General features: G+C 69.0%; 22 protein-coding genes. 13 read left to right on the top strand and 9 right to left on the bottom strand.

What is annotated here, in order from left to right; genetic code table 11:
• Positions 1 to 8 precede the first annotated feature (8 nt).
• Genes glnP through DK254_RS05900 form a run of 4 tightly spaced genes read left to right on the top strand, consistent with a single transcriptional unit; the run spans position 9 to position 3352 of the window.
• Positions 9 to 665: a glutamine ABC transporter permease GlnP gene (gene glnP, locus DK254_RS05915; RefSeq protein ID WP_109933039.1), complete on the top strand. Its 657-nt coding sequence runs from the start codon at positions 9 to 11 to the stop codon at positions 663 to 665.
• Positions 662 to 1384 (top strand): glutamine ABC transporter ATP-binding protein GlnQ, encoded by a 723-nt coding sequence (glnQ, locus tag DK254_RS05910; RefSeq protein ID WP_109933038.1) that lies wholly within the window; start codon positions 662 to 664, stop codon positions 1382 to 1384. Before glnP ends, glnQ begins: the two co-directional genes overlap by 4 nt.
• 10 nt (positions 1385 to 1394) lie before the next feature.
• The gene (locus tag DK254_RS05905; RefSeq protein ID WP_256595816.1) at positions 1395 to 2453 is read left to right on the top strand and encodes a C45 family peptidase; all 1059 of its coding nucleotides are present in this window, start codon (positions 1395 to 1397) and stop codon (positions 2451 to 2453) included.
• Positions 2450 to 3352: a MurR/RpiR family transcriptional regulator gene (locus DK254_RS05900; protein WP_109933036.1), complete on the top strand. Its 903-nt coding sequence runs from the start codon at positions 2450 to 2452 to the stop codon at positions 3350 to 3352. The genes DK254_RS05905 and DK254_RS05900 overlap by 4 nt, the downstream gene beginning before the upstream one ends.
• 7 nt (positions 3353 to 3359) lie before the next feature.
• On the opposite strand, the gene glpD is transcribed toward DK254_RS05900, so the two are convergent.
• Positions 3360 to 4898: a glycerol-3-phosphate dehydrogenase gene (gene glpD, locus DK254_RS05895; protein ID WP_109933035.1), complete on the bottom strand. Its 1539-nt coding sequence runs from the start codon at positions 4896 to 4898 to the stop codon at positions 3360 to 3362.
• 140 nt (positions 4899 to 5038) lie between these two features.
• Positions 5039 to 5794 carry a DeoR/GlpR family transcriptional regulator gene (locus DK254_RS05890; RefSeq protein ID WP_109933034.1) on the bottom strand — a complete coding sequence of 252 codons (756 nt, stop codon included), beginning with the start codon at positions 5792 to 5794 and terminating at the stop codon, positions 5039 to 5041.
• A gap of 481 nt (positions 5795 to 6275) precedes the next feature.
• Between DK254_RS05890 and DK254_RS05885 the strand changes: the two genes are divergently transcribed.
• The 5 genes from DK254_RS05885 to nudC all read left to right on the top strand — a co-directional run bounded on the left by DK254_RS05885 (position 6276) and on the right by nudC (position 13444).
• Complete coding sequence (locus DK254_RS05885; protein WP_109933033.1) at positions 6276 to 8543, top strand: Orn/Lys/Arg decarboxylase N-terminal domain-containing protein; 2268 nt, start codon at positions 6276 to 6278, stop codon at positions 8541 to 8543.
• A gap of 37 nt (positions 8544 to 8580) precedes the next feature.
• On the top strand, positions 8581 to 9933 hold the full coding sequence (locus tag DK254_RS05880; RefSeq protein ID WP_109933032.1) for an amino acid permease: 1353 nt from the start codon (positions 8581 to 8583) through the stop codon (positions 9931 to 9933).
• Between the two features lie 137 nt (positions 9934 to 10070).
• Positions 10071 to 10883, top strand: coding sequence for a crotonase/enoyl-CoA hydratase family protein (locus DK254_RS05875; RefSeq protein WP_109933031.1), 813 nt, complete (start codon positions 10071 to 10073; stop codon positions 10881 to 10883).
• Positions 10884 to 10922: 39 nt separating this feature from the next.
• Positions 10923 to 12602, top strand: coding sequence for a ferrous iron transporter B (locus DK254_RS05870; RefSeq protein WP_109933030.1), 1680 nt, complete (start codon positions 10923 to 10925; stop codon positions 12600 to 12602).
• Entirely contained in the window at positions 12602 to 13444 is an 843-nt protein-coding gene (gene nudC / locus DK254_RS05865; protein WP_109933029.1) for an NAD(+) diphosphatase, read from the top strand. The genes DK254_RS05870 and nudC overlap by 1 nt, the downstream gene beginning before the upstream one ends.
• 22 nt (positions 13445 to 13466) lie before the next feature.
• On the opposite strand, the gene DK254_RS05860 is transcribed toward nudC, so the two are convergent.
• Positions 13467 to 14246 (bottom strand): TSUP family transporter, encoded by a 780-nt coding sequence (locus tag DK254_RS05860; protein WP_109933131.1) that lies wholly within the window; start codon positions 14244 to 14246, stop codon positions 13467 to 13469.
• Positions 14247 to 14358: 112 nt separating this feature from the next.
• Between DK254_RS05860 and DK254_RS05855 the strand changes: the two genes are divergently transcribed.
• The gene (locus tag DK254_RS05855; protein WP_109933028.1) at positions 14359 to 15003 is read left to right on the top strand and encodes a hypothetical protein; all 645 of its coding nucleotides are present in this window, start codon (positions 14359 to 14361) and stop codon (positions 15001 to 15003) included.
• A 597-nt stretch (positions 15004 to 15600) separates the two neighbouring features.
• On the opposite strand, the gene DK254_RS05850 is transcribed toward DK254_RS05855, so the two are convergent.
• The 4 genes from DK254_RS05850 to DK254_RS05835 all read right to left on the bottom strand — a co-directional run bounded on the left by DK254_RS05850 (position 15601) and on the right by DK254_RS05835 (position 18801).
• Positions 15601 to 16368: an SDR family oxidoreductase gene (locus DK254_RS05850; protein ID WP_109933027.1), complete on the bottom strand. Its 768-nt coding sequence runs from the start codon at positions 16366 to 16368 to the stop codon at positions 15601 to 15603.
• 25 nt (positions 16369 to 16393) lie between these two features.
• The gene (locus tag DK254_RS05845) at positions 16394 to 17464 is read right to left on the bottom strand and encodes a phosphotransferase family protein (protein WP_109933026.1); all 1071 of its coding nucleotides are present in this window, start codon (positions 17462 to 17464) and stop codon (positions 16394 to 16396) included.
• A gap of 258 nt (positions 17465 to 17722) precedes the next feature.
• Positions 17723 to 18034: an SCP2 sterol-binding domain-containing protein gene (locus DK254_RS05840; protein ID WP_009619228.1), complete on the bottom strand. Its 312-nt coding sequence runs from the start codon at positions 18032 to 18034 to the stop codon at positions 17723 to 17725.
• Positions 18035 to 18090: 56 nt separating this feature from the next.
• A complete protein-coding gene (locus DK254_RS05835; RefSeq protein WP_109933025.1) occupies positions 18091 to 18801 on the bottom strand; it encodes a histidine phosphatase family protein in 711 nt (236 codons plus the stop codon).
• 205 nt (positions 18802 to 19006) lie between these two features.
• On the opposite strand from DK254_RS05835, the gene sohB reads away from it, so the two are divergent.
• Entirely contained in the window at positions 19007 to 20029 is a 1023-nt protein-coding gene (gene sohB, locus DK254_RS05830) for a protease SohB (protein ID WP_109933024.1), read from the top strand.
• Positions 20030 to 20084: 55 nt separating this feature from the next.
• Positions 20085 to 21077 carry a YhdH/YhfP family quinone oxidoreductase gene (locus DK254_RS05825; protein WP_109933023.1) on the top strand — a complete coding sequence of 331 codons (993 nt, stop codon included), beginning with the start codon at positions 20085 to 20087 and terminating at the stop codon, positions 21075 to 21077.
• Between the two features lie 23 nt (positions 21078 to 21100).
• Here DK254_RS05825 and DK254_RS05820 read toward each other — a convergent pair whose 3' ends face one another.
• Together DK254_RS05820 and DK254_RS05815 are read right to left on the bottom strand one after the other, a co-directional pair.
• Complete coding sequence (locus tag DK254_RS05820) at positions 21101 to 21952, bottom strand: alpha/beta fold hydrolase (protein ID WP_109933022.1); 852 nt, start codon at positions 21950 to 21952, stop codon at positions 21101 to 21103.
• A gap of 32 nt (positions 21953 to 21984) precedes the next feature.
• Entirely contained in the window at positions 21985 to 22422 is a 438-nt protein-coding gene (locus DK254_RS05815) for a hotdog fold domain-containing protein (protein WP_109933021.1), read from the bottom strand.
• A 110-nt stretch (positions 22423 to 22532) separates the two neighbouring features.
• Here DK254_RS05815 and DK254_RS05810 point away from each other — a divergent pair, with 110 nt between their 5' ends.
• A complete protein-coding gene (locus tag DK254_RS05810; RefSeq protein WP_109933020.1) occupies positions 22533 to 23111 on the top strand; it encodes a TetR/AcrR family transcriptional regulator in 579 nt (192 codons plus the stop codon).
• Positions 23112 to 23296 lie beyond the last annotated feature (185 nt).

Genomic DNA, 23296 nt, shown 5'->3' with positions numbered 1-23296 from the left:
AGAACCCCATGCATTTCCAATGGTCCGCCATCTGGGACGCGTTGCCGGTGCTGCTCGAAGGCGCCCGGCTGACCCTGTGGATTTCCATCCTGGGCCTTGCCGGCGGCGCCGTCATCGGCCTGCTGGCCGGCGTCGCCCGCGCCTACGGCGGCTTCTTCTCCAGCCGCCTGGCACTGGTGTTCGTCGAGCTGATCCGCGGCACGCCGATCATGGTCCAGGTGATGTTCATCTACTTCGCCCTGCCGCTGATGATCCCGGTGCGCATCGACCCGTTCGGCGCGGCGGTGGTCACCATCATGATCAACTCCGGCGCCTACATCGCCGAGATCACCCGCGGCGCGCTGCTCTCGGTGAACCGCGGGTTCCGCGAGGCCGGGCTGGCCCTGGGGCTGTCCGGGCGCGACACCCTGCGCTACGTGATCGCCCCGCTGGCGTTCCGGCGGATGATCCCGGCGCTGGGCAACCAGTGGATCGTCAGCATCAAGGACACCTCGCTGTTCATCGTCATCGGCGTCGCCGAGCTGACCCGCCAGGGCCAGGAGGTGATCGCCGGCAACTTCCGGGCGATGGAGATCTGGTCGGCGGTGGCGGTGATCTACCTGGTCATCACCCTGGTATTGAGTTACGTGCTGCGGCGCATGGAGTCGAGGCTGAAGATCCTATGATCGAGTTCAAGCGGGTATCCAAGCACTTTGGCCAGACCGAGGTGCTCCACGACATCAACCTGAAGATCGGCAACGGCGAGGTGGTGGTGATCATCGGCCCCTCCGGCTCCGGCAAGTCGACGCTGCTGCGCTGCATCAACAAGCTGGAGGTGATCACCGGCGGCGAGCTGTTCGTCGACGGCATGGAGGTCAACGACCCGAAGGTCGACGAGCGCCTGATCCGTCAGGAGGCGGGCATGGTGTTCCAGCAGTTCCACCTGTTCCCGCAGATGACCGCGCTGGAGAACGTGGCCTTCGGCCCGATCCGCGTGCGCGGGGCGAAGAAGGCCGAGGCGCAGGCCCTGGCCCGCGAGCTGCTGGCCAAGGTCGGCCTGTCTGACCGCGCCGGGCATTACCCGTCGGAGCTGTCCGGGGGCCAGCAGCAGCGCGTGGCCATCGCCCGCGCCCTGGCGGTGAAGCCCAAGCTGATGCTGTTCGACGAGCCGACCTCGGCGCTGGACCCGGAGCTGCGCCACGAGGTGTTGCAGGTGATGAAGGACCTGGCGGAGGAGGGCATGACCATGGTCATCGTCACCCACGAGATCGACTTCGCGCGCAAGGTCGCCTCGCGGCTGATCTTCATCGACAAGGGCCGCATCGCCGAGGACGGCGAACCCGCCAGCCTGATCGGCAACCCCGCCAGCCCGCGCCTGCGGGAGTTCCTGCAACATGTCGCCTGAAGGTCGCCCCATGAGCCTGAGCCCCCTGAACCTTTCCGGCAGCGCCTACGAAATCGGCCTGGGCCTCGGCCGTTTCGGCCGCGACGCGGTGCACCAGCGCCTGCGCACGCTGCCGCTGTGGCGTAGCCTGGCGGCGCGGGCCGGTTCGGCCGCGGCGCAGCGCATGCAGGCGCAGGTCCAGGCGCAGTTCCCGCGCATCTGGGACGAGCTGCGCGGCCTGGCCGACGGCCTGGAGTTGCCGCTGGAGGAAGTCTTCCTGTGGAACTGCCGCGGCGATTTCGTCCAGGACGCCAGCGTCGACGGCTGCACCACGGTGTTCGGCCCCGCCGAGGGCGGCTGGCTGATCGCCCACAACGAGGACGGCCTGCCTGCGCTCGACGGCTGCTGCGGCCTGCTCCACGCGCAGCCCGAGCAGGGCCTGGGCTTCACCAGCTTCGTCTACCCCGGCTCCATCCCCGGCCACACCTTCGCGGTGAACGCGCGCGGGCTGGTCAGCACGGTCAACAACATCCGCCCCAGTGCCATCCCGGCGGGGCTGCCGCGCCAGGTGCTGGCCCGCGCGGTGCTGGACGCCGAGAGCCTGGCCCAGGCCGTGGCCGTGCTGTCCACGGCGGGGCGCGCCGGGGCCTTCCACCATGCGCTGGGGCAGGTGGGGGCTAGCCAGCTGTTCAGCGTCGAGGCCTGTTCCGGCGGCGTGGCGGTGCGCGAGGTCCTGCGCCCGGCGGGGCATTCCAACCACCTGCTGGATGCCGCGCTGGACGCCCGGGGCCAGCGCATCACCGGTAGTTCCGGCAGCCGCCAGCGGCGCGTCGATGCCTTGCTGGCCGGCTCGCCCGCGCAACTGGACGAGGCCCGCGCCCTGGCCATCCTGCGCGACACGGCGGATGCCGAGCTGCCGGTCTACCGCCGCGCCGCGGACGACCCGGACGATGAGAACACCCTGGCCACGGCCGTGTTCCGCATCGCTGCGAACTCGGTAGAATGGCGCGTCCACTGCCAGCCCGACACCCGAGAGGTCGAGGCCCGGGGCAGTGTCCGCCCCGATCCCGCACCTGGACCCGCACGATGAGCCAAGCGCCCGCCGCACTGCCCGACAACCTGGGAGCCCTCAAGCAACTGCTGGAGGACATCGAGCGCGGCGGGGCGGGCATTTCCCTGGGCGGCAGCTCGCGCCGGGTGCTGGCAGCGCTGATCGAGGCGCCGCAGCGCACCGCGGTGTCGTCCATCAGCGAGCTGGCCGAGCAACTGGGGGTCAACGCCTCGACCCTCTCGCGCCTGGCCCAGCGCCTGGGCTACGGCGGCTTCAGCAAGTTCCAGGACGTGTTCCGCCGCGAGCTGACCGAGGGCAAGAGCTTCTACAGCGACCAGGCCTCGCGCCTGCTGCTGACCCCCGCCGATAGCACCCTGTCGCGCCTGACGCGCCTGGGCCGGCAGGAGAGCGCCAACATCGCCAGCCTGATCGAGCAGGTCGAGCCGGACGTGTTCGCCCGCGTGGTGGAGCTGCTGGCCGGCGCGCGCCGCGTGCGCATCCACGGCATGCGCCAGTTCACCTCGCTGGCGCTGTTCATGTCCTACGGCCTGGGCATGCTGCGCCCCGACGTGGCGGCGCTGGATTCCAACCGCCAGGGCGTGGCCGATGCCCTGGCGCAGCTGGATGCCGGCGACGTGCTGGTGGTGGCCAGCTGCTTCCCCTACACGCCGAGCGTGCTGGCCACCGCCGAAGTGGCGGCGCGCCATGGCATCGAGGTGGTGGCCCTGACCGACTCGTCGAGTTCGCCGCTGGCGCGGGTGGCGCGGCACAGCTTCTACGTGCCCAACCACAGCCTGTTCTACAGCAACAGCATGTGCGCCTTCATGCTGCTGGCCCAGGGGCTGCTCAGCGAAGTGGCCGGGCGCCTGGGCGAGAGCGCGCTGGCCTCGCTCAAGCATCGCGAAGCGCTGATCAGCGAGTTGAATTCGTCGCTCTGAGCCCGCTTCAGGCCACCTGCGTGTTCGCCTTGCGCGGGTGCTCGCGCGCCAGGTAGTCGGCCAGGCGCAGCTTTTCCGCGGCATTGAGGAACAGCCCCAGCTTGCTGCGGCGCCAGAGGATGTCGTCGGCGTTCTCGGCCCATTCCTCGCGGCACAGGTAGTCCACTTCGCGGGCATGGAGCCCGGCGCCCAGGTGTTCGCCCAGGTCGGTTTCGCCCTTCGCCCCGTCCAGCAGGCGCCAGGCGCGCGTGCCGTAGCTGGTGGCCCAGCGCCGCGCCAGCTCGGCCGGCAGCCAGGGGTGCCTGGCCAGCAACTCGACGGCCAGGTCCTCGGGGCTGGTCATGTGCTCGCCGCCCGGCAGCGGGGCGCCGGCGGTCCAGGCCGGGCCCATGCGCGGGAAGGTCGGCGCCAGCTGGGCCAGGGCCGCCTCGGCGAGCTTGCGGTAGGTGGTCAGCTTGCCGCCGAACACCGACAGCAGCGGCGCTTCGCCCGGGGCGCCCTGCAGCGCCAGGGTGTAGTCGCGGGTGACGGCGGACGGCTCGTCGGACTCGTCGTCGCACAGCGGGCGCACCCCGGAGAAGCTCCAGAGGATGTCTTCGCGGCGCACCTGCTGCCTGAAGTGGGCGTTGACCACCGCCAGCAGGTAGCCGGTTTCCTCGTCGCTGATCCGTACCTTCGCCGGGTCGCCCAGCCATTCGCGGTCGGTGGTGCCGATCAGGGTGAAGCGCCCCAGGTAGGGGATGACGAAGACGATGCGGCGGTCCTCGTTCTGCAGGATGTAGGCCTGCTCGCCTTCGTACAGCCGCGGTACTACCAGGTGGCTGCCCTGGATCAGGCGGATGCCGTAGGGCGGTTGCTGGCGCAGGTCGTCGCGGATGAACTGCGCCACCCAGGGCCCGGCGGCGTTGACCAGGGCGCGGGCGCGGATGGAGTAGAGGCTGCCGTCGTCGCGTTCCAGGTGCAGGTGCCACAGGCCCTTGCTGCGCCGCGCGCTGACGCAGCGGGTGCGCGGGTGCACGTGGGCGCCGCGCTCGCGGGCGGCCATGGCGTTGAGCACCACCAGGCGGGCGTCGTCGACGGAGCAGTCGGAGTACTCGAAGCCATGGCGGATGCCGGGTTGCAACGGGCTGTCGGTGCCGAACGACAGGCTGCGCGAGGCTGGCAGCTTCTCGCGCCGGCCCAGGTGGTCGTAGAGGAACAGCCCGGCGCGGATCATCCAGGCCGGGCGCAGGTGCGGCCGGTGCGGCAGCACGAAGCGCAGCGGGTGGACGATGTGCGGAGCCTTGGCCAGCAGCACTTCGCGCTCGGCCAGGGCCTCGCGCACCAGGCGGAATTCGTTGTGTTCCAGGTAGCGCAGGCCGCCGTGGACCAGCTTGCTGCTGGCCGAGGAGGTGTGGCTGGCCAGGTCGTGCTGTTCGCAAAGGAAGGTGAGCAGGCCGCGCCCGGCGGCATCCGCGGCGATCCCCACGCCATTGATGCCACCGCCGACGACCGCCAGGTCGTAGACCTCAGCCAGGGGAGCGGAGCGCTTGTGGGAATGGCTCATGGGGCGTCCTCTTGACTGGAAATGAACATCAATATGTTCGAATTCGAAAATATGATAGGCGGGCGAACGAAAAATGACCAGCCTGAAGGCTGCCATTCGGCTGATTCATAGGCATTTTTCGAATTCGAACGGGACGGCCGTCAGGCCAGTTCCAGCTGAACCTTGTGCTGGGCCAGCAGGCGCGCCACGGCGGGCGGCGGCGCGGCGTCGGTGAACAGGCTGTCGACCAGGCCGATCGGCCCCAGGCGCACCAGGGCGTTGCGCCCGAACTTGCTGGAGTCGGCGGCAAGGAACACCTGCCGGGCGTTCTCGATGATGGCGCGGGAAACGCGCACTTCCTGGTAGTCGAAGTCCAGCAGGCTGCCGTCTTCGTCGATGCCGCTGATGCCCACCAGCGCGAAGTCGACGCGGAACTGCTCGATGAAGTCCACCGCGGCCTGGCCGACCACGCCGCCGTCGCTGCGCACCGTGCCGCCGGCCACCAGCACCTCGAAGTCGGCCTTGGCGCTGAGGGTGGCGGCGACGTGCAGGTTGTTGGTGATGATCTTCAGGTTGCGGTGGCCGAGCAGGGCGCGGGCGATGGCCTCGGTGGTGGTGCCGATGTTGATGAACAGCGAGGCGTTGTCGGGTATCTGCGCCGCCACCGCCTCGGCGATGCGCTGCTTCTCGTCGCGCATCTGGTCGGCGCGGGTGTTGTAGGCGGTGTTCTCGATGCTCGAGTCCCAGGCCGCGCCGCCGTGGTAGCGGCGCAGCAGGCTGCGCTCGGCGAGCTGGTTGATGTCGCGGCGGATGGTCTGCGGGGTGACGGCGAACTGCTGGGCCAGTTCCTCGATGCTCAGGTAGCCGCGCTCGCGGACCAGGTCGAGGATGCTTTGCTGGCGGGGGGGCAGGTTCATCTGCGCTCTCGTGGGGGCGGGGCGAAGGTACAAGCATGCCGCAGCGGGGCGCTTCGTGCCACCGGGGCGTCCGCTCAGGAAAGGCTGGACAGCGGCGCTGAGCGCGGAATCGCGGACAGAGTCCGCTCCTACACCCGTGCTTCCCTGGAACCGTAGGAGCGGGCCCTGCCCGCGAATCGCGCGCAGGGCGCGCTCCTACAGGTGAGGCAGCCGTCGGGCACCGGCGTTCCGGCCGGCGGCGGATAACCGCGAACGGTTATTCGCCCTACGGTCGAGCACGGGTGTAGGAGCGGACTCCGTCCGCGATTGGACCCACCGGCCGCTCAGGACAGCGCCCACGCACCAACGACCCCCAGGCTTTCCGCCTTTCTCCCGTGCGACCTTTTCTTACAGCCTGAAGCCGGCCATATTCCCCTGCGGAATGTAAGCCCATACGCTGCAGGGGAACGACGGAAGCCTCCGTCAGCATTCGGGGCTCACAATGTACAAAGACCTGAAATTCCCCATCCTCATCGTCCACCGCGACATCAAGGCCGACACCGTCGCCGGCGACCGCGTCCGCGGTATCGCCCGCGAGCTGGAGCTGGACGGCTTCAGCATCCTTTCCACCGCCAGTTCCACCGAGGGGCGCATCGTCGCCTCCACCCACCATGGCCTAGCCTGCATCCTGGTCGCCGCCGAGGGGGCGGGGGAGAACCAGCGCCTGCTCCAGGACGTGGTCGAGCTGATCCGCGTGGCGCGGGTGCGCGCGCCGCAGCTGCCGATCTTCGCCCTCGGCGAGCAGATGACCATCGAGAACGCCCCGGCCGAGTCCATGGCCGACCTGCACCAGCTGCGCGGCATCCTCTACCTGTTCGAGGACACCGTGCCCTTCCTCGCCCGCCAGGTCTCGCGGGCCGCGCGCAAGTACCTGGAGGGCCTGCTGCCGCCGTTCTTCCGCGCGCTGGTGGAGCACACCGCGCAATCCAACTATTCCTGGCACACGCCCGGCCACGGCGGCGGCGTGGCCTACCGCAAGAGCCCGGTGGGGCAGGCCTTCCACCAGTTCTTCGGGGAGAACACCCTGCGTTCGGACCTGTCCGTCTCGGTGCCCGAGCTGGGCTCGCTGCTCGACCACACCGGCCCGCTGGCCGAGGCCGAGGCCCGCGCGGCGCGCAACTTCGGCGCCGACCACACCTTCTTCGTGATCAACGGCACCTCCACGGCGAACAAGATCGTCTGGCACTCCATGGTCAGCCGCGACGACCTAGTGCTGGTGGACCGCAACTGCCACAAGTCGGTGCTGCACTCGATCATCATGACCGGCGCCATCCCGCTGTACCTGTGCCCGGCGCGCAACGAGCTGGGCATCATCGGGCCCATCCCGCTGTCCGAGTTCAGCCGCGAGTCGATCGCCGCGAAGATCGCCGCCAACCCCCTGGCCCGCGGCCGCGAGCCGAAGGTGCGGCTGGCGGTGGTGACCAACTCCACCTACGACGGCCTGTGCTACAACGCCGAGCTGATCAAGCAGGCCCTGGACGGCAGCGTCGAGGTGCTGCACTTCGACGAGGCCTGGTACGCCTACGCCGCCTTCCACGAGTTCTACGACCGCCGCTACGGCATGGCCACCAGCCGCGGCGAGGACGGCCCGCTGGTGTTCACCACCCATTCCACCCACAAGATGCTGGCGGCCTTCAGCCAGGCCTCGATGATCCACGTGCAGGACGGCGGCAGGCGGCGCCTGGACCGCGCGCGCTTCAACGAAGCCTTCATGATGCACATCTCCACCTCGCCGCAGTACGGCATCATCGCCTCGCTGGACGTGGCCTCGGCGATGATGGAAGGTCCGGCCGGGCACTCGCTGGTGCAGGAAACCTTCGACGAGGCGCTGAGCTTCCGCCGCGCCCTGGCCAACGTGCGGCAGAACCTGGCGGCCGGCGACTGGTGGTTCTGCGTCTGGCAGCCGCCGGGGGTGGAGGGCACCGACGAGGTGCGCACCCGCGACTGGCTGCTGGAGCCCGACGCCGAGTGGCACGGCTTCGGCGAAGTGGAAGACGACTACGTGCTGCTCGACCCGATCAAGGTCACCCTGGCCACCCCGGGCCTGAACGCCGCCGGGCGCCTGGAGGAGCACGGCATCCCCGCGGCGGTGGTCGGCCGTTTCCTCTGGGAACGCGGCCTGGTGGTGGAGAAGACCGGCCTGTACTCCTTCCTGGTGCTGTTCTCCATGGGCGTGACCAAGGGCAAGTGGAGCACCCTGGTCACCGAGCTGCTGGAGTTCAAGCGCAGCTACGACGGCAACGCGCCCCTGGCCGAGGCCCTGCCCAGCGTGCTCCAGGCCGCCCCGGCGCGCTACGCCGGCATGGGCCTGCGCGACCTCTGCGAGCAGTTGCACGCCTGCTACCGCGAGCACGCCACGGCCAAGGCCATGCGCCGCATGTACACCACCCTGCCGGAGCTGGCGCTGCGCCCGGCCGACGCCTACACCCAACTGGTGCGTGGCGAGGTCGAGGCGGTGCCCATCGAGCGGCTCGAAGGGCGCATCGCCGCGGTCATGCTGGTGCCGTACCCGCCGGGCATCCCGCTGATCATGCCGGGCGAGCGCTTCACCGAGGCGACCCGCTCGATCCTCGACTACCTGGCCTTCGCCCGCACCTTCGAGCACGACTTCCCCGGCTTCGATTCCGATGTGCACGGCCTGCAGGTGCAGGACGTGGACGGCCGGCGCTGCTATACCGTTGAGTGCATCGTGGAAAATGCCGACAGCTGATTCCGCCGTCCAAGGCGGCGGGACTTAAGGAGCGAGGATGAGTGGGGGAGAGGCTGCCAAGAAGGGCAGCATGGGGTTCTGGAGCTGTACCGCGCTGGTGATCGGCAACATGGTCGGCTCGGGCGTCTTCCTGCTGCCCTCCAGCCTCGCCGCCTACGGCGGCCTGAGCCTGTTCGGCTGGCTGGTCTCCAGCACCGGCGCGGTGCTGCTGGCCTTCACCTTCGCCCGCCTGGCGCGCCTCAACCCCGGTGCCGGCGGGCCCTACGCCTACACCCGCGAGGGCTTCGGCAGCTTCGCCGGCTACCTGTGCGCCTGGACCTACTGGAAGGCCGCGTGGATCGGCAACGCCGCCATCGCCGTGACCCTGGTGGGCTACCTGCGGGTGTTCATCCCGGCGCTGGCCGACCCGCTGCTGATGGTGGCCACCGCCATCGGCGCCATCTGGCTGTGCACCTTCATCAACCTGCGCGGCATCGCCACCTTCGCCGTGGTGCAGAACCTGCTCACCGCGCTCAAGCTGATCCCGCTGCTGCTGGTCGGGGTGCTCGGCTGGCTGCACTTCAACCCCGACTACCTGGCCATCCCGCCCCGCGAGCAGCTGCCGAACATGGGCTACGCCCAGGCCATCGCCACCACCGCGGCGCTGACCCTCTGGTCGTTCATCGGCCTGGAGTCGGCGACGGTGCCGGCCGACGACGTGCGCGACCCCAAGCGCACCATCCCGCGCGCCACCCTGTTCGGCACCCTGGCCGCGGCCGGCGTGTACGTGTTGTCGATCACTTCGGTGCAGGGCCTGATGCCGCCGGAGGTGCTGGCCAAGTCGACCTCGCCCTTCGCCGACGCCGCGCGCGTGCTGATGGGCGACTGGGGCTACTACCTGGTGGCCGGCGGCGCGGTGATCGCCTGCCTCGGCGCGCTCAACGGCTGGGTGCTGCTGCAGGGGCAGATCCCGGTGGCGCCGGCGCGCGACGGGCTGTTCCCCGAGTCCCTCGGCAAACTCAACAAGCACGGCGCCCCGGCCAACGGCCTGTGGGCCTCGGGGCTGCTGGTGACGGTGCTGGTGCTGATCGACGGCCAGGGCAACCTGGTGGACGTGTTCAACGTCATCATACTGCTCGGCACCATGACCGGCGTGGTGCCCTACGCCTTCTGCACCGCGGCGCTGCTGCAGCTGCTGGCGGTGCGCACCGAGGAATTCTCGCCGCGCTCGCGGCCGCAACTGATCGCCGTCGGCTCGCTGGGCTTCCTCTATTCGCTGTGGGCGCTCTACGGCACCGGCGAGCAGGCCATCTTCTGGGGCTTCCTGGTGTTCATGGCGGGCATCCCGATGTACACCTGGCGGCAGTGGCGCAACCGCCAGCAGGGCCTGCCGGTGGCGGAAATCGACTAGCGCCCGCGGGCAGCGGGAGCGTGCCCTGCATCACATAGGCCGGCATCGACTTTTGCCCTTGCCTTGTTATAGTGGCACGTCATCACTACAAGACCTGCCGCGTACAGCAGAGCAGGGCATTCCCGAGGGTTTCCCCCGTGACCGAGTACAAAGCATTCCGCGTCGAACTGGCCGACAGGATCGCCCATGTGATCATCAATCGCCCGGAAAAGGTCAACGCGATGAACGCCGATTTCTGGCGCGAGATCGTCGAAATCTTCCGCTGGGCCGACGAAACGGATGAAGTCCGCGTAGTGGTCGTGTCCGGCGCCGGCAAGCACTTCTCCGCCGGCATCGACCTGATGCTGCTGGCCCAGGCCGGCAGCCAGCTGGGCAAGGACGTCGGCCGCAACGCCCGCGCCCTGCGCCGCAAGATCCTCGAGCTGCAGGCCTCGTTCAACGCCATCGACGCCTGCAGCAAGCCGGTGATCGCCGCCGTGCAGGGCTACTGCCTGGGCGGCGCCATCGACCTGATCTCGGCCTGCGACATGCGCTACTGCAGCGCGGACGCCCAGTTCTCCATCAAGGAAATCGACATGGGCATGGCCGCCGATGTCGGCACCCTGCAGCGCCTGCCGCGGCTGATCGGCGACGGCATCATGCGCGAGCTGGCCTACACCGGGCGCATGGTCGACGCCGCCGAGGCCGAGCGCATCGGCCTGGTCAACCGCAGCTACGCCGACAGCGCGGCGCTGCTGGACGGCGTGTTCGAACTGGCGCGGCAGATCGCCGGCAAGTCGCCGATCGCCATCCGCGGCACCAAGGAGATGATCCGCTACGCCCGCGACCACCGCGTCGAGGACGGCCTGGAGTACATCGCCACCTGGAACGCCGCCATGCTGCAATCGGCCGACCTGCAGAAGGCCATGGCCGCGCACATGAGCAAGCAGCAGCCGGAGTTCGCCGACTGATGCCCCGTACCCACCTCGCGCAGGAGGCGCGCTAGCCCGATGGTCACTGGAGCCACCTCCCTCAGTCTGGTGCGCGACGAGCTCTTCGCCACCATGGAGCAGGCCGAGCAGAACCTCGAGCAGTTCATCGCCGAGCGCCAGAACGGCAGCCTGCTGCAACATGCGGTCGAATGCCTGGCGCAGATCCGCGGCACCCTCAACCTGATCGAACTGGCCGGCGCCGAGCTGCTGGCCCAGGAAGCCCTGCAGCTGGCCACCGACATCCCCACCGGCGTCGGCGAGGAGCGCGACGGCCAGCTGGCCGCGCTGGGCAATGCCCTGTACGTGCTGCGCCGCTACCTGGAGAACCTGGAGGCCAACCGCCAGGAGATTCCCGAGCTGCTGCTGCCGGCGATCAACGACGTGCGCCTGGCCGCCGGCCAGCCGGTGCTGCCGGAGAGCTTCTTCTTCAGCGCGCGCCTGGACCTGCCGCGCCCGGCGGCGCCCCGCGCGGTGCCGGCGGTGGCCGATCGCGCCCAGGAGGTCCGACGCCTGCGGCACATGTACCAGGTGGGCCTGCTCGCGCTGGTGCGCGAACAGGACCACTACGCCGGCCTCAAGCTGATGGGCCGCGCCCTGGCGCGCCTGGACGCGCTGCTCGGCTACGGCCCGCGCAGCCGCCTGTGCTGGATTGGCGCCGGCGCCCTGGAAGCCCTGGCGGATGCGCAGATGCTGCCGCGCAAGGCGCGCAAGCAGCTGTTCTCGCGCCTGGACCGCGAGCTCAAGCAACTGCTGGCCAACCCCAACTACGAGGCGCCGCGCCAGCTGCTCAAGGAGCTGCTCTACCTCACCGCCCTGGCCGATACCCGCGGCCCGCGCGCCAGCGAGCTGCGCGAGGTGTTCGGCCTGGCGCCTCTGCCGTTCACCGACCACCTGCTGGAAGACGAGTCGCAACGCCTGTCCGGCCCCGGCCAGGCAGTGATGCGCTCGCTGTCGGCGGCCATCCGCGAGGAACTCACCACGGTCAAGGACCAGCTCGACCTGATCGAGCGCGGCGTGTCCCCGGCCGACGCCCTGGGCACCCTGCACACCCAGTTGGGCAAGCTGGCCAAGACCCTCGGCATGGTCGGCCTGAACTCCGCTGCCAACGTGCTGCAGGGGCAGGTCTCGGTGGTCTCCGCCTGGGTGGCCAAGGGGGCGGTGGAGTCGCCGGCGGCGCTGAATGCCCTGGCCGACGCGCTGCTCTACGTGGAAAGCCTGGTCGGCAGCCTGGAGCGTGGCGAGCGCATGGCCGCTCCCGCCATCACCGACCTGGAGCCGACCGCCGAATCCTTCGCCGTGCACCAGCTGGCCGAGGCGCGCATCGTGGTCATCGACGAAGCCCAGGGCGGCCTGGCCCTGGCCAAGCGGGCGATCACCGCCTACCTGGAATCCAACGGCGACAAGCTGCACCTGGCCAACGTCCCCGGCAGCCTGCAGGCGGTGCGCGGCGGGCTCTGGTTCCTCGGCCAGGAACGCGCCGCCCGGCTGGTCGGGGCTTGCGCCGACTACATCCAGCGGCAGATGATCGAAACCACGCAGATGCCGTCCGAGCAGATGCTGGAAACCCTGGCCGATGCCCTGACCGGCCTCGAATACTACCTGGAGGGAGGCGCCGTGCTGCGTCCCGAAGGCCAGCCCGACGTGCTGGACGTGGCCAGCGAGAGCGTGCGCGCCCTCGGCCTGGAGGTGGCTGCCTGATGCGTACCGGACGTTGGGAGTCCGCCTGGCTCGACCCGGCGGAGAAGGGGGGCTGGGCCCTGGCCCACTGTCGCCAGCAGTTCCTCGGCGATGCCAATGGCGTGCTCTTCCCCCGTGACTGGCTCAAGCGCCAGGACCTGCCGGTGCTCTCCGAGCAGGGCGTCGGCCACTTCGACGGCGACGCCGTGTACCTGCTGGAGCTGGACGCGCCGGCCAGCGTCGAGGGCTGCAGCTGGATCGGCCTGCGCCACGTCATGCTCGAGGCCGAGGAAGACCAGTTCGCCATGCTCGGCTTCGCCAGCCAGGTCGGCACCTGGGCCCGCGAGAACCGTTTCTGCGGCGGCTGCGGCCAGCCCATGCGTGCCGTGCCGCGCGAACGCGCCATGCGCTGCGACGCCTGCGACATCCAGCGCTACCCGCTGCTGTCGCCGAGCATGATCGTGCTGGTTACCCGCGGCGACGAATTGCTGCTGGCGCGCTCGCCGCGCTTCGTGCCGGGCATGTACAGCACCCTGGCCGGCTTCGTCGAGCCGGGCGAGTCGGTGGAGCACTGCGTGGCTCGCGAGGTGAAGGAAGAAGTGGGGCTGCAGGTCGGCGACATCCGCTACCTGGGCAGCCAGAACTGGCCCTTCCCGCATTCGCTGATGCTCGGTTTCCACGCCGAATACGTCAGCGGCGAGATCGTCTGCCAGCCGGACGAGATCGAAGATGCCCAGTGGTTCCCCTACGACTCGCTGCCGCGCCTGCCGGCCGGGCGTTCCATCGCCCGCTACCTGATCGAGAGCTGGCTGGCGCGCCGCGCCGGGCGGCCCGATCCCATCCTGCCGGGCGGCGGCTACTGACGCCCGGCGCCTTCCCCGCGCTTCAAGCCACGCTGAACCAGTGCTGCCAGACCAGGCGCGCGGTCAGCGCCAGCACCACCAGGATGAACACCGGGCGGATGAATTTCGCGCCGCCGCCGATGGCGGTGCGCGCACCCAGGTAGGCGCCGACCATCAGCGCACTGCCCATGCACAGCCCCAGCACCCAGATCACCTGGCCGGAAGCGACGAACACCGCCAGCGCCACTATGTTGCTGACGAAGTTCATGGTGCGCGCCACGCCGCTGGCGCGCACCAGGTCCAGGGGGTACATCAGCAGGCTGCTGACGGTCCAGAAGGCGCCGGTGCCGGGGCCGGCCACGCCGTCGTAGAAGCCCAGGCCCAGGCCTTGCGGCCACTGGCGCTTGCGGCCCACCGGGGCGTCGGCGTCCAGCGGCGCCTTGGGCGTGCCGCCGAAGAGCATGTACAACCCGCAGGAGAACACCACCACCGGCAGCATGCGGTTCAGCCATTCCGCCGGCAGCAGGTGCGCGGCCCAGGCGCCGATGGCCGCGCCTATGGCGGTGGCCAGCAGACCGTTGCGCCAGCGCTCGGGGTGGAACAGCTTGCGCTTGTAGAAGGTGTAGCTGGCGGTGGCGGAGCCGAAGGTGGAGCTCAGCTTGTTGGTGCCCAGGGCCAGGTGCGGCGGCACGCCCGCGGTGAGCAGGGCGGGGATGGTCAGCAGGCCGCCGCCGCCGGCGATGGCGTCGATGAAGCCGGCGAGGAAGGCCACGACGGCGAGGATCAGCAGGGTGAGCGGGTCTACGGTGAGCTCGAAGGGGATGGCGAAGGGCATGAAAAGTACGACCTGGGTTCAAGGCTGCGACGCCACGGCTGGCCGTCGCGTCGAGGGGTGCGCATAATGCCGGCAATTCTACGCGCAAGGAACTGATTCAATGCAGTACGACGGCCTGGCCTGGACGTTCGCGCTGATCGCCCTGCTGGCGCTGCTGGTCGCCGCACGCATCCTCTTCGACCGCCACTGGTTCCTCGGCTGGTTGCGCGGCTGCGCCGGCCTGGCCTTCGTCGCCGCGGCGCTGGCGCTGGGCCTGGCGGCCTGGGACCTGCGCAGCTACGACGCGCTGCCCGCCGAGCGGCCGTTGGCGACCCTGAGTTTCCAGCGCCTGGCGCCGCAGCGCTACGAGGTGAAGATCCTCGAAGGCGACCGCGAACGCCGCGTCGAGCTGGGCGGCGACCTCTGGCAGCTGGACGTGCGCATCATGCAGTGGCGCGGCCTGGCCGCGCTGATCGGGCTCGACCCCGGCTACCGCCTGCAGGGCCTGGGTGGCCGCTATCTGGCCATCGAGCAGCAGGGCCAGGCGCGCCAGCAATCCCTGGCCGAGAGCCCCTACGGCTTCGACCTGTGGCGCTGGCTGCGCGACGGCCAGCACGACCTGCTGACCTTCCGCCCGCTGGCGGCGCGGGTGAACTTCCTGCCCATGGCGGACCAGGCGGTCTACAGCATCAGCTTCGGCCCCGCGGGCCTGGCGGCGGAGCCGGTCAACGCAGCGGCGCAGCAGGCGCTGCGGGAGTGGCGGTAGGCACGCCGTCCACCTACGCCATTCCCCCTGTAGGAGCGCGCCCTGCGCGCGATTGAACCCACCGGCCGCACTGGACTCTTCCTTGGCACGAACACCCGTAGGGCGCATAACGCCTACGGCGTTATCCGCCATCATTACCGTGCACCGGTGCCCCGGCCAACGGCGGATAACCGCGAACGGTTATCCGCCCTACGGTTCCAGGGATGCATGATTGTAGGAGCGGACTTTGTCCGCGATGGCCGGAGGTTCCGGCGCGATTCGCGGATGAGATCCGCTCCTACGCTGCACCACCCGCGCCGTTCCATGTAGGAGCGCGCCCTGCGCGTGAAATCGCGGGCAGGGCCCGCTCCTACAGGTCGTCGGATGGCACGGCATTCCCTCGTAGGACTCTGTCCGCGATGGCCGGAGGTTCCGGCGCGATTCGCGGATGAGATCCGCTCCTACGCTGCCCCACCCGCGCCGTTCCATGTAGGAGCGCGCCCTGCGCGCGAATCGCGGGCAGGGCGCGCTCCTACAGGTTGCGGGGAGGCGTGCATCGATGGATCACCCAACGAAAAAGGGAGCCCGAAGGCTCCCTTGTTCATTGCGCTTTCGCGATCAGGCGAGGAACCCGCCGTCCACGTTCAGCGCCACGCCGGTGGTGTAGCTGGAGGCGTTGCTGGCCAGGTACAGCACCGCGCCGGCCATTTCGCTGGGCTCGGCCACGCGCTTGAGCGGGATGCGCTGCAGGGCGACGTTGCGGATGGCGTCGTTCTTCACCAGGGCCGAGGCGAACTTGGTGTCGGTCAGGCCCGGCAGCAGGGCGTTGCAGCGGATGCCGAACTGCGCGCATTCCTTGGCGAAGACCTTGGTCATGCTGATCACCGCGGCCTTGGTCACCGAGTAGATGCCCTGGAACTCGCCGGGGGACACGCCGTTGATCGAGGCGACGTTGATGATGCTGCCGCCGCCGTTTTCCTTCATCAGCTTGCCGCCTTCGATGGACATGAAGTAGTAGCCGCGGATGTTCACGTCCACGGTCTTCTGGAAGGCGGAGAGGTCGGTGTCCAGCACGTTGCAGAACTGCGGGTTGGTGGCGGCGTTGTTGACCAGGATGTCCAGGCGGCCGAACTGCTCGCGGATCTGCGCGAAGACGCTCTGGATCTGCTCCATCTCGCCGATGTGGCAGGCGATGGCGGTGGCCTTGCCGCCTTCGGCGATGATGGCGTCGGCCACTGCCTGGCAGCCCTCGATCTTGCGGCTGGAGACGATCACGTGGGCGCCCTGCTGGGCCAGCAGCCTGGCGATGGCCTCGCCGATGCCGCGGCTGGCGCCGGAGACGAAGGCGATCTTGCCGTCGAGGTCGAACAGGTGGGTCTTGGACATGGGGTTCCCCTTGTTGTGATCGGCGTTACAGCCGGGACTTGTCGATGACCTGCAGGCTCATCTGCTCCAGCAGCTTGTTCATGTGGATGAACTGGGCGAAGCGTTTGTCCTGGGTCTGGCCGTGGAAGTAGCGGTAGTAGATCTGCTGCACGATGCCGGCCAGGCGGAACAGGCCGTAGGTGTAGTAGAAGTCGAGGTTGTCGATGGGCGGCAGGCCTGCGCGCTCGGCGTAGTAGTCGGCGAACTGCTGGCGGGTGAGCATGCCGGGCAGGTGGCTCGGCTGGCGGCGCATGAGTTGCACCGGGGCCGGGTCGTCGGCTTCGATCCAGTAGGCGAGGGTGTTGCCCAGGTCCATCAGCGGGTCGCCGATGGTGGTCAGCTCCCAGTCCAGCACGCCGATGATGCGCATCGGGTCTTTCGGGTCGAGGATGACGTTGTCGAAGCGGTAGTCGTTGTGCACGATGCCCGGCTTGGGGTGGTCGGCCGGCATCTTCTCGCGCAGCCAGGCCTTGACCGGTTCCCAGCTCGGCGCGTCGGGGGTCAGGGCCTTCTCGTAGCGGTCGCTCCAGCCTTCGATCTGGCGCTGCACGTAGCCCTCGGGCTTGCCCAGGTCGCCCAGGCCGCAGGCCTGGTAGTCGACATTGTGCAGTTCCACGAAGCGGTCGATGAAGTTCTTGCACAGGGTGTTGGCCTGCTGCTCGTCGAGGGTCAGCTCCGGCGGCAGGTCGGCGCGCAGGATGATGCCGTTGACGCGCTCCATCACGTAGAACTCGGCGCCGATCACCGATTCGTCGGTGCAGTGCACGTAGGCCTTCGGGCAGTACGGGAAGCCGGCGTTGAGCTGGTTGAGGATGCGGTACTCGCGGCCCATGTCGTGGGCCGACTTGGCCTTGCGGCCGAACGGCGGGCGGCGCAGCACCAGCTCGTGGCTGGGGTACTCCAGCAGGTAGGTCAGGTTGGAGGCGCCGCCAGGGAACTGGCTGATCTTCGGCTCGCCCTGCAGGCCGGGGATGTGGGCCTTCAGGTAGGGATCGATGGCCGCGGCGTCGAGCTCTTCGCCTTGGCGGATGCGGGTGGACTGGTCAGTCAGCGACATGCTTATCCCTTTCTTGTAGTCGGTAGCTGCCGGGGCAGCGGCGCCCGGGGCCCATCATGCAGGGCAATAATGGTGTCCCGAGATAATTGGCTAATCTAATGCTCGCTTCCTACCCCCACAAGCGCCGCGGGGCGTTATTGGCGAGCGTGTTGGAGCCCGATCAGGCTGCCTGATCCGCCTGGTTAGAGCGGCGCGGACGAAAAAAAACCGGAGCCGCGGGACTCCGGTTTTCTCGTGCTGGCGGGTAGTGCTCCGGGATCAGACCGGGAACAGCTCGCCCAGCTTCATGGCCAGCATCATGTCGCCTTCGGCGCGCAGCTTGCCGGCCATGAAGGCCTGCATGCCGTCGGTTTCGCCGCTGGTGATGCCCTTGAGGGTCTCGCTGTCCATGATCAGGGTGACGTTGGGGTTCGGCGCATCGCCCTGCACGACTTCGCAGGTACCGTCCTTGACCACCAGGTAGTGGTTGTCGCCGTCCTCGATGTTGAACTGGAAGACCAGGTCCAGGCCGGCGGCGGCGCCAGCGTTGAATTTGCTCTTCATGGTGGAGACGATGTCAGCAACGCTCATGGTTCTATCCCTTTTCTAGGTTTTCTCGCGCGCCCGTCGGGCGCAATGGGCCGGGCTCATCGATAGGTGATGAGTTCCGGCGCCCTCAACAGTTCCAGGTGCACGTGACTGTTGAAGGAAGCCAGGGACACTTCGTCGCCGCGGAACTTCAGGCGGCTGAGGGAAGTGTTGACGATCTGCCAGTTCAGCTCGAAGGCCTTGATCGGCGGTATGCCGACGATCTGCTGGAGCACGGCGGTGATGGTCCCGCCGGAGGTGAACACGGCGACGTTGTCCTTGCCGCTGGCCTGGCGCAGCAGGCGCTGCAGGCCGTCGTGCACGGTGTCGAGGAATTCCTGCCAGCTGACCAGGCCTTCCTTGGGGTGCTCGCCGCCGACCCAGCGGGCGATCACGTAGGAGAACAGGCGCTGGAACTCGGCGCGGTGCTGCGCCGCGTTGCGCATGATGTGCAGGGCCTGGGGCTCGTGCTGGAGCAGGTCGTCGAGGTGGGCGCGGATCACCGCGTCGGCCTCGAACTCGTTGAAGGCGGCGTCGATCTCCAGCGCCGGCACGTCCAGCCCGGCTTCGCGCATGCGCCCCAGGGCCTCGTCGGCGGTGTGGCGCTGGCGCTGCAGGTCGCCGGCCAGGCAGCGGTCCAGGCGCAGGCCCAGGCCCGCCAGGTGCTCGCCCAGGACCTGGGCCTGGCGCACGCCGGTCGCCGAGAGCACGTCGTAGTCGTCGGCACCGAACGAAGCCTGGCCATGTCGAATCAGATAGATGCTGCCCACGCACGGACCTCGGCAGGGGGAAAGTTCCGGCGAGGTTATGGGGAAGGCCCTGGGCTGTCAACGAAAAAACATACGCTTGTTTGAATGGCATTCCCGGCGCTGATGAAGGCGTTCGCCAGCGCTGGCTGCGGCCCGGCGGGCTGGGTATGCTTGCGGGATTCCCCGGCCCGGTCGGCGGGCGGGGCACAGGTGAATAGGGGGAAGTGTGGAGTTTCTTCTGGATTACGCGGGTTTCCTGGCCAGGACCTTGACCGTGCTGGTGGCGGTGCTGGTCGTGCTGGTGGTGGTCGCCGCCCTGCGCGGCCGCGGGCGGCGCAGCTCGGGCCATCTGGAAGTGCGCAAACTCAACGACTTCTACAAGGACCTGCGCGAGCGCCTGCAGGGCAGCGTGCTCGACAAGGACAAGCTCAAGGCCCTGCGCAAGTCCGAGCACAAGGCCGCCAAGCAGGCGAAGAAGGCCGGCGGCCAGAAGAGCCGCGTCTACGTGCTGGACTTCGACGGCGACATCAAGGCCTCGGCCACCGAGCACCTGCGCAACGAGGTCACCGCGCTGCTCAGCCTGGCCACGCCCAAGGACGAGGTGGTGCTGCGCCTGGAGAGCGGCGGCGGCATGGTCCACAGCTACGGCCTGGCCGCCTCGCAGCTGGCGCGCATCCGCCAGGCCGGCGTGCCGCTGACCGTGTGCGTCGACAAGATCGCCGCCAGCGGCGGCTACATGATGGCCTGCATCGGCGAGCGCATCCTCTCCGCGCCCTTCGCCATCCTCGGTTCCATCGGCGTGGTGGCGCAGCTGCCCAACGTGCACCGCCTGCTGAAGCGGCACGACATCGACTTCGAGGTGCTCACCGCCGGCGAGTACAAGCGCACCCTGACGGTGTTCGGCGAGAACACCGAGAAGGGCCGCGAGAAATTCCAGGAGGACCTGGAGTCCACCCACGAGCTGTTCAAGGGCTTCGTCGCCCACTACCGGCCCAAGCTGGCCATCGAGGAGATCGCCACCGGCGAGGTCTGGCTGGGCCAGGCGGCGCTGGGGCGCAAGCTGGTGGACGAGCTGAAGACCAGCGACGAGTACCTGGCCGAACGCGCCCGCGAGGCGGACGTCTACCACTTGCAGTACGTGCAGAAGAAGAGCGTCCAGGAGCGCCTGGGCGTGGGCGCCAGCACGGTGATCGACCGCGTGCTGCTGAGCTGGTGGGAGCGCCTGGGGCGCAGCCGTTACTGGCAATGATTCCGGCGCGGGCGCAGGGGCGCCCGCGCGGCAGGCTTTGCAGAAGGAGAGCGTGATGAGTGCATTCAAGGCCCTCTGGGTCACCGAGTCCCCGCATGGCATCTACGAGCAGCAGGTGGTCGAGCGCGACACCAGCCAGCTGCCGGCCGGCGAGGTGCTGATCCGGGTGCGGTATTCGTCGCTGAACTACAAGGATGCGTTGTCGGCCAGCGGCAACCGTGGCGTGACCCGCAAGTACCCGCACACCCCCGGCATCGATGCCGCCGGGGTGGTGGAGGAGTCCTCGGTGGGCGAGTTCGTCGCCGGCGACGAGGTGATAGTCACCGGCTACGACCTGGGGATGAACACCCCGGGCGGCTTCGGCCAGTACATCCGCGTGCCGGCCGCCTGGGTGATCAAGCGCCCGCAGGGCCTGAGCCTGCGCGAGGCGATGATCCTCGGCACCGCCGGCCTCACCGCGGCGCTGTGCGTCGACAAGCTGGAGCAGGCCGGGGTGACCCCGGCGGCCGGCCCGGTGCTGGTCACCGGCGCCAGCGGCGGCGTCGGCAGCATCGCGGTGATGCTGCTGGCCCAGCTGGGCTACAGCGTGGCGGCCTCCACCGGCAAGCTGGAGCAGGCCGAGTTCCTCAACGGCCTGGGCGCGCGGCAGATCATCGACCGCGCCACCGTCGCCGATGGCGTCGACAAGCCGCTGCTCAAGGAGCAGTGGGCCGGCGCCGTAGACACAGTCGGCGGCGACATCCTGTTCAACGTGGTCAAGTCGCTGCAGTACGGCGGCAGCGTGGCCTGCTGCGGGCTGACCGCCGGCGCCGGGTTCAAGGCCACGGTGCTGCCGTTCATCCTGCGCGGGGTGAACCTGCTGGGCGTGGACTCGGTGGAGCTGCCGCTGGTGGTCAAGGCCTCGATGTGGGACAAGCTCTCGCTGCAGTGGAAGCTGCCGCGCCTGGAGGAGCTGGTCCGCGAGATTCGCCTCGACGACCTGCCCACCGCCATCCACCAGATCCTCGCCGGCAAGCTGGTCGGCCGCCTGCTGGTCAACCTCGACTGAGGCGCCGTGCCGGGGCCGGGCGCTCAGCCCAGCTCCGGCAGCAGGTAGCCCTCCCACAGCGTGTCGGCGAACTGCTCGCGGAAGAAGCCGAAGTGGCCGATGCGCTTCACCCCCAGTTGTTCCGGGGCGATGCGCCGGCTCACCTTGGGCGCGCTGCGGTAGAAGCCCAGCAGCGCCTCGGTGCTGCGCTGGGACATCATCTCGTCGTCGGTGAAGGACAGCGAAACGATGGGCGTGTGCACCGCCGAATAGCGGATGCGCATCTGCTCGCCTTCGCCCAGGGCGTACTGCGGGTGCAGGCACCAGCGCCGCCACTGCTCGATCACCCCGCGCGGCAGGTCGCCGACGATGCCCAGGCGGCGCCCGGGGAAGTAGCCCAGCAGCGGCGTGACGGTGGGCGCGATGAAGTGCCAGAGCAGCCAGGCGCGGCCGCGCAGGCCGGCCGTGTTGTCGCGCCAGTAGCCGCTGCCGCTGGCGATGCTGAAGGCCCGGGTGATGCGCGCGCGGCCATCGACGAAGGGCAGGATCTGCCCGCCCAGGCTGTGGCCGATCCAGTACAGCGGCTTGTCCCCCGCGGCCTCGGCCACCGCCGCGAGCACGGCGCTGCAATCGTGGCGGCCCCAGTCGACGACGTTCGCCTTCACCTGCCGCAGCGGGCCGTTGCGCGACTGGCCCATGCCCTGGTAGTCGAAGGTGACGACCAGGTAGCCGCGTTCGGCCAGCCAGTTGGCGAAGGCGCCGTAGAAGCGCTGCTCGACGCCCATGGCCGGGACGATCAGCGCGGCGCCGAGCATCTCGCCCGGCGGCCGGTACCAGTGGCTGGCCAGGCGCTGGCCCTGGCCGTTGTCGAGTTCGCGGGGTTGCGGGGTAATCATGGCTGCTGGCTCCGGAGTCCGTTCGGGGAAGGTCAGGCCTGGCTGACGTACATGGTGATTTCGGCGCGGAACACCGGCTTGTCGCCGACGTAGGCCAGCACCGGTACCTTGAGGTCGCCCTCGGCGTTCCAGTCCACGCCGCTGCCGTCGGCCACCGCGCGCACGTCGCCGTCGGCCTTGGCCAGGTATTCCACGCTCATGCCGCGGGGAATCCAGCGGCGCCCGGCGGGAATGGACACGTCGGTCATGGTGCCCGCGGCCAGCTCGGCGGCGTTGCACAGCGCAATGGCGTGCACGCTGCCTATATGATTGAGCACCTCGCGGCGCTTGGCGAAGGTCACTTCGGCATAGCCGGGGCGCAGCTCGACGAAGGTCGGCGCGATGCTGGCAAAGTAGGGGGCGACCTGGCCGATCATGGCGCTGAACTGCGCGGGGCCGGCCTGGCGGTACATCTGCATCATCTGACTCATGGTGGCTCCAGGGGTACGGATTGAAAGATGGATGCGCGCCAGGGCAGTATACGAAGACTAGAAATTAATTCTAGAAAAATATTCTAGAAACGATCCGCACAAGGAAACCCATGGGCCGAGCTTCCCGCAAAGACGACATCCTCCAGGCCGCGCTGGCCTGCTTCAGCGAATCCGGCGTGGACGCCACCACCATCGAGATGATCCGCGACCGCTCCGGCGCCAGCATCGGCAGCCTGTACCACCATTTCGGCAACCGCGAGCGGATCATCGGCGCGCTCTACCTGGAAGGCATCGGCCAATACGCGGACCTGCTCGACGCCGGGCTGCGGGAGGGCATGGGCGCCGAGGCCACGGTCAAGCTGTTCGTTACCTGCTACATCGACTGGGTGGTGGCGCACCCGGACTGGGCCCGCTTCATCCTGCACAACCGCGGCCGGGTGGAGGCGGGGGAGATGGGCGAGCAACTGCGCGAGGCCAACCGCCAGCAGGGCCGGCGCATCGCCGAGCTGCTGGCCGTGCACCGCCAGGCCGGCGCCTTCCGCGAAATGCCCTTCGAGCTGTTCAACTCGGTAGTAATAGGCCCCACCCACGACTACGTGCGCAACTGGCTGGCCGGCCGCACCCGGGTGGAGCTGGCGGATTGCCGCGACCTGTTGGCGCAGATCGCGTGGGAGAGTGTGAGGGCGTAGGGGAGGGGGCTAGGAGTCCGGTGCGGTTGGCGAGGCCGCTCCTACGATCCTGCCGACCGTAGGGCGAATAACCGTTCGCGGTTATCTGCCGCCATCCGTGCCACCGGGGTGTCCGGCGTGGCTGGTGAATCCAATCGCGGACGGAGTCCGCTCCTACGACGGTGCTTCCTGGAACTGTAGGAGCG

The organism is Pseudomonas sp. RW407, assembly GCF_003176655.1.
Taxonomy (GTDB): domain Bacteria; phylum Pseudomonadota; class Gammaproteobacteria; order Pseudomonadales; family Pseudomonadaceae; genus Pseudomonas; species Pseudomonas delhiensis.
This window is presented reverse-complemented; position numbering and strand designations above follow the sequence as displayed.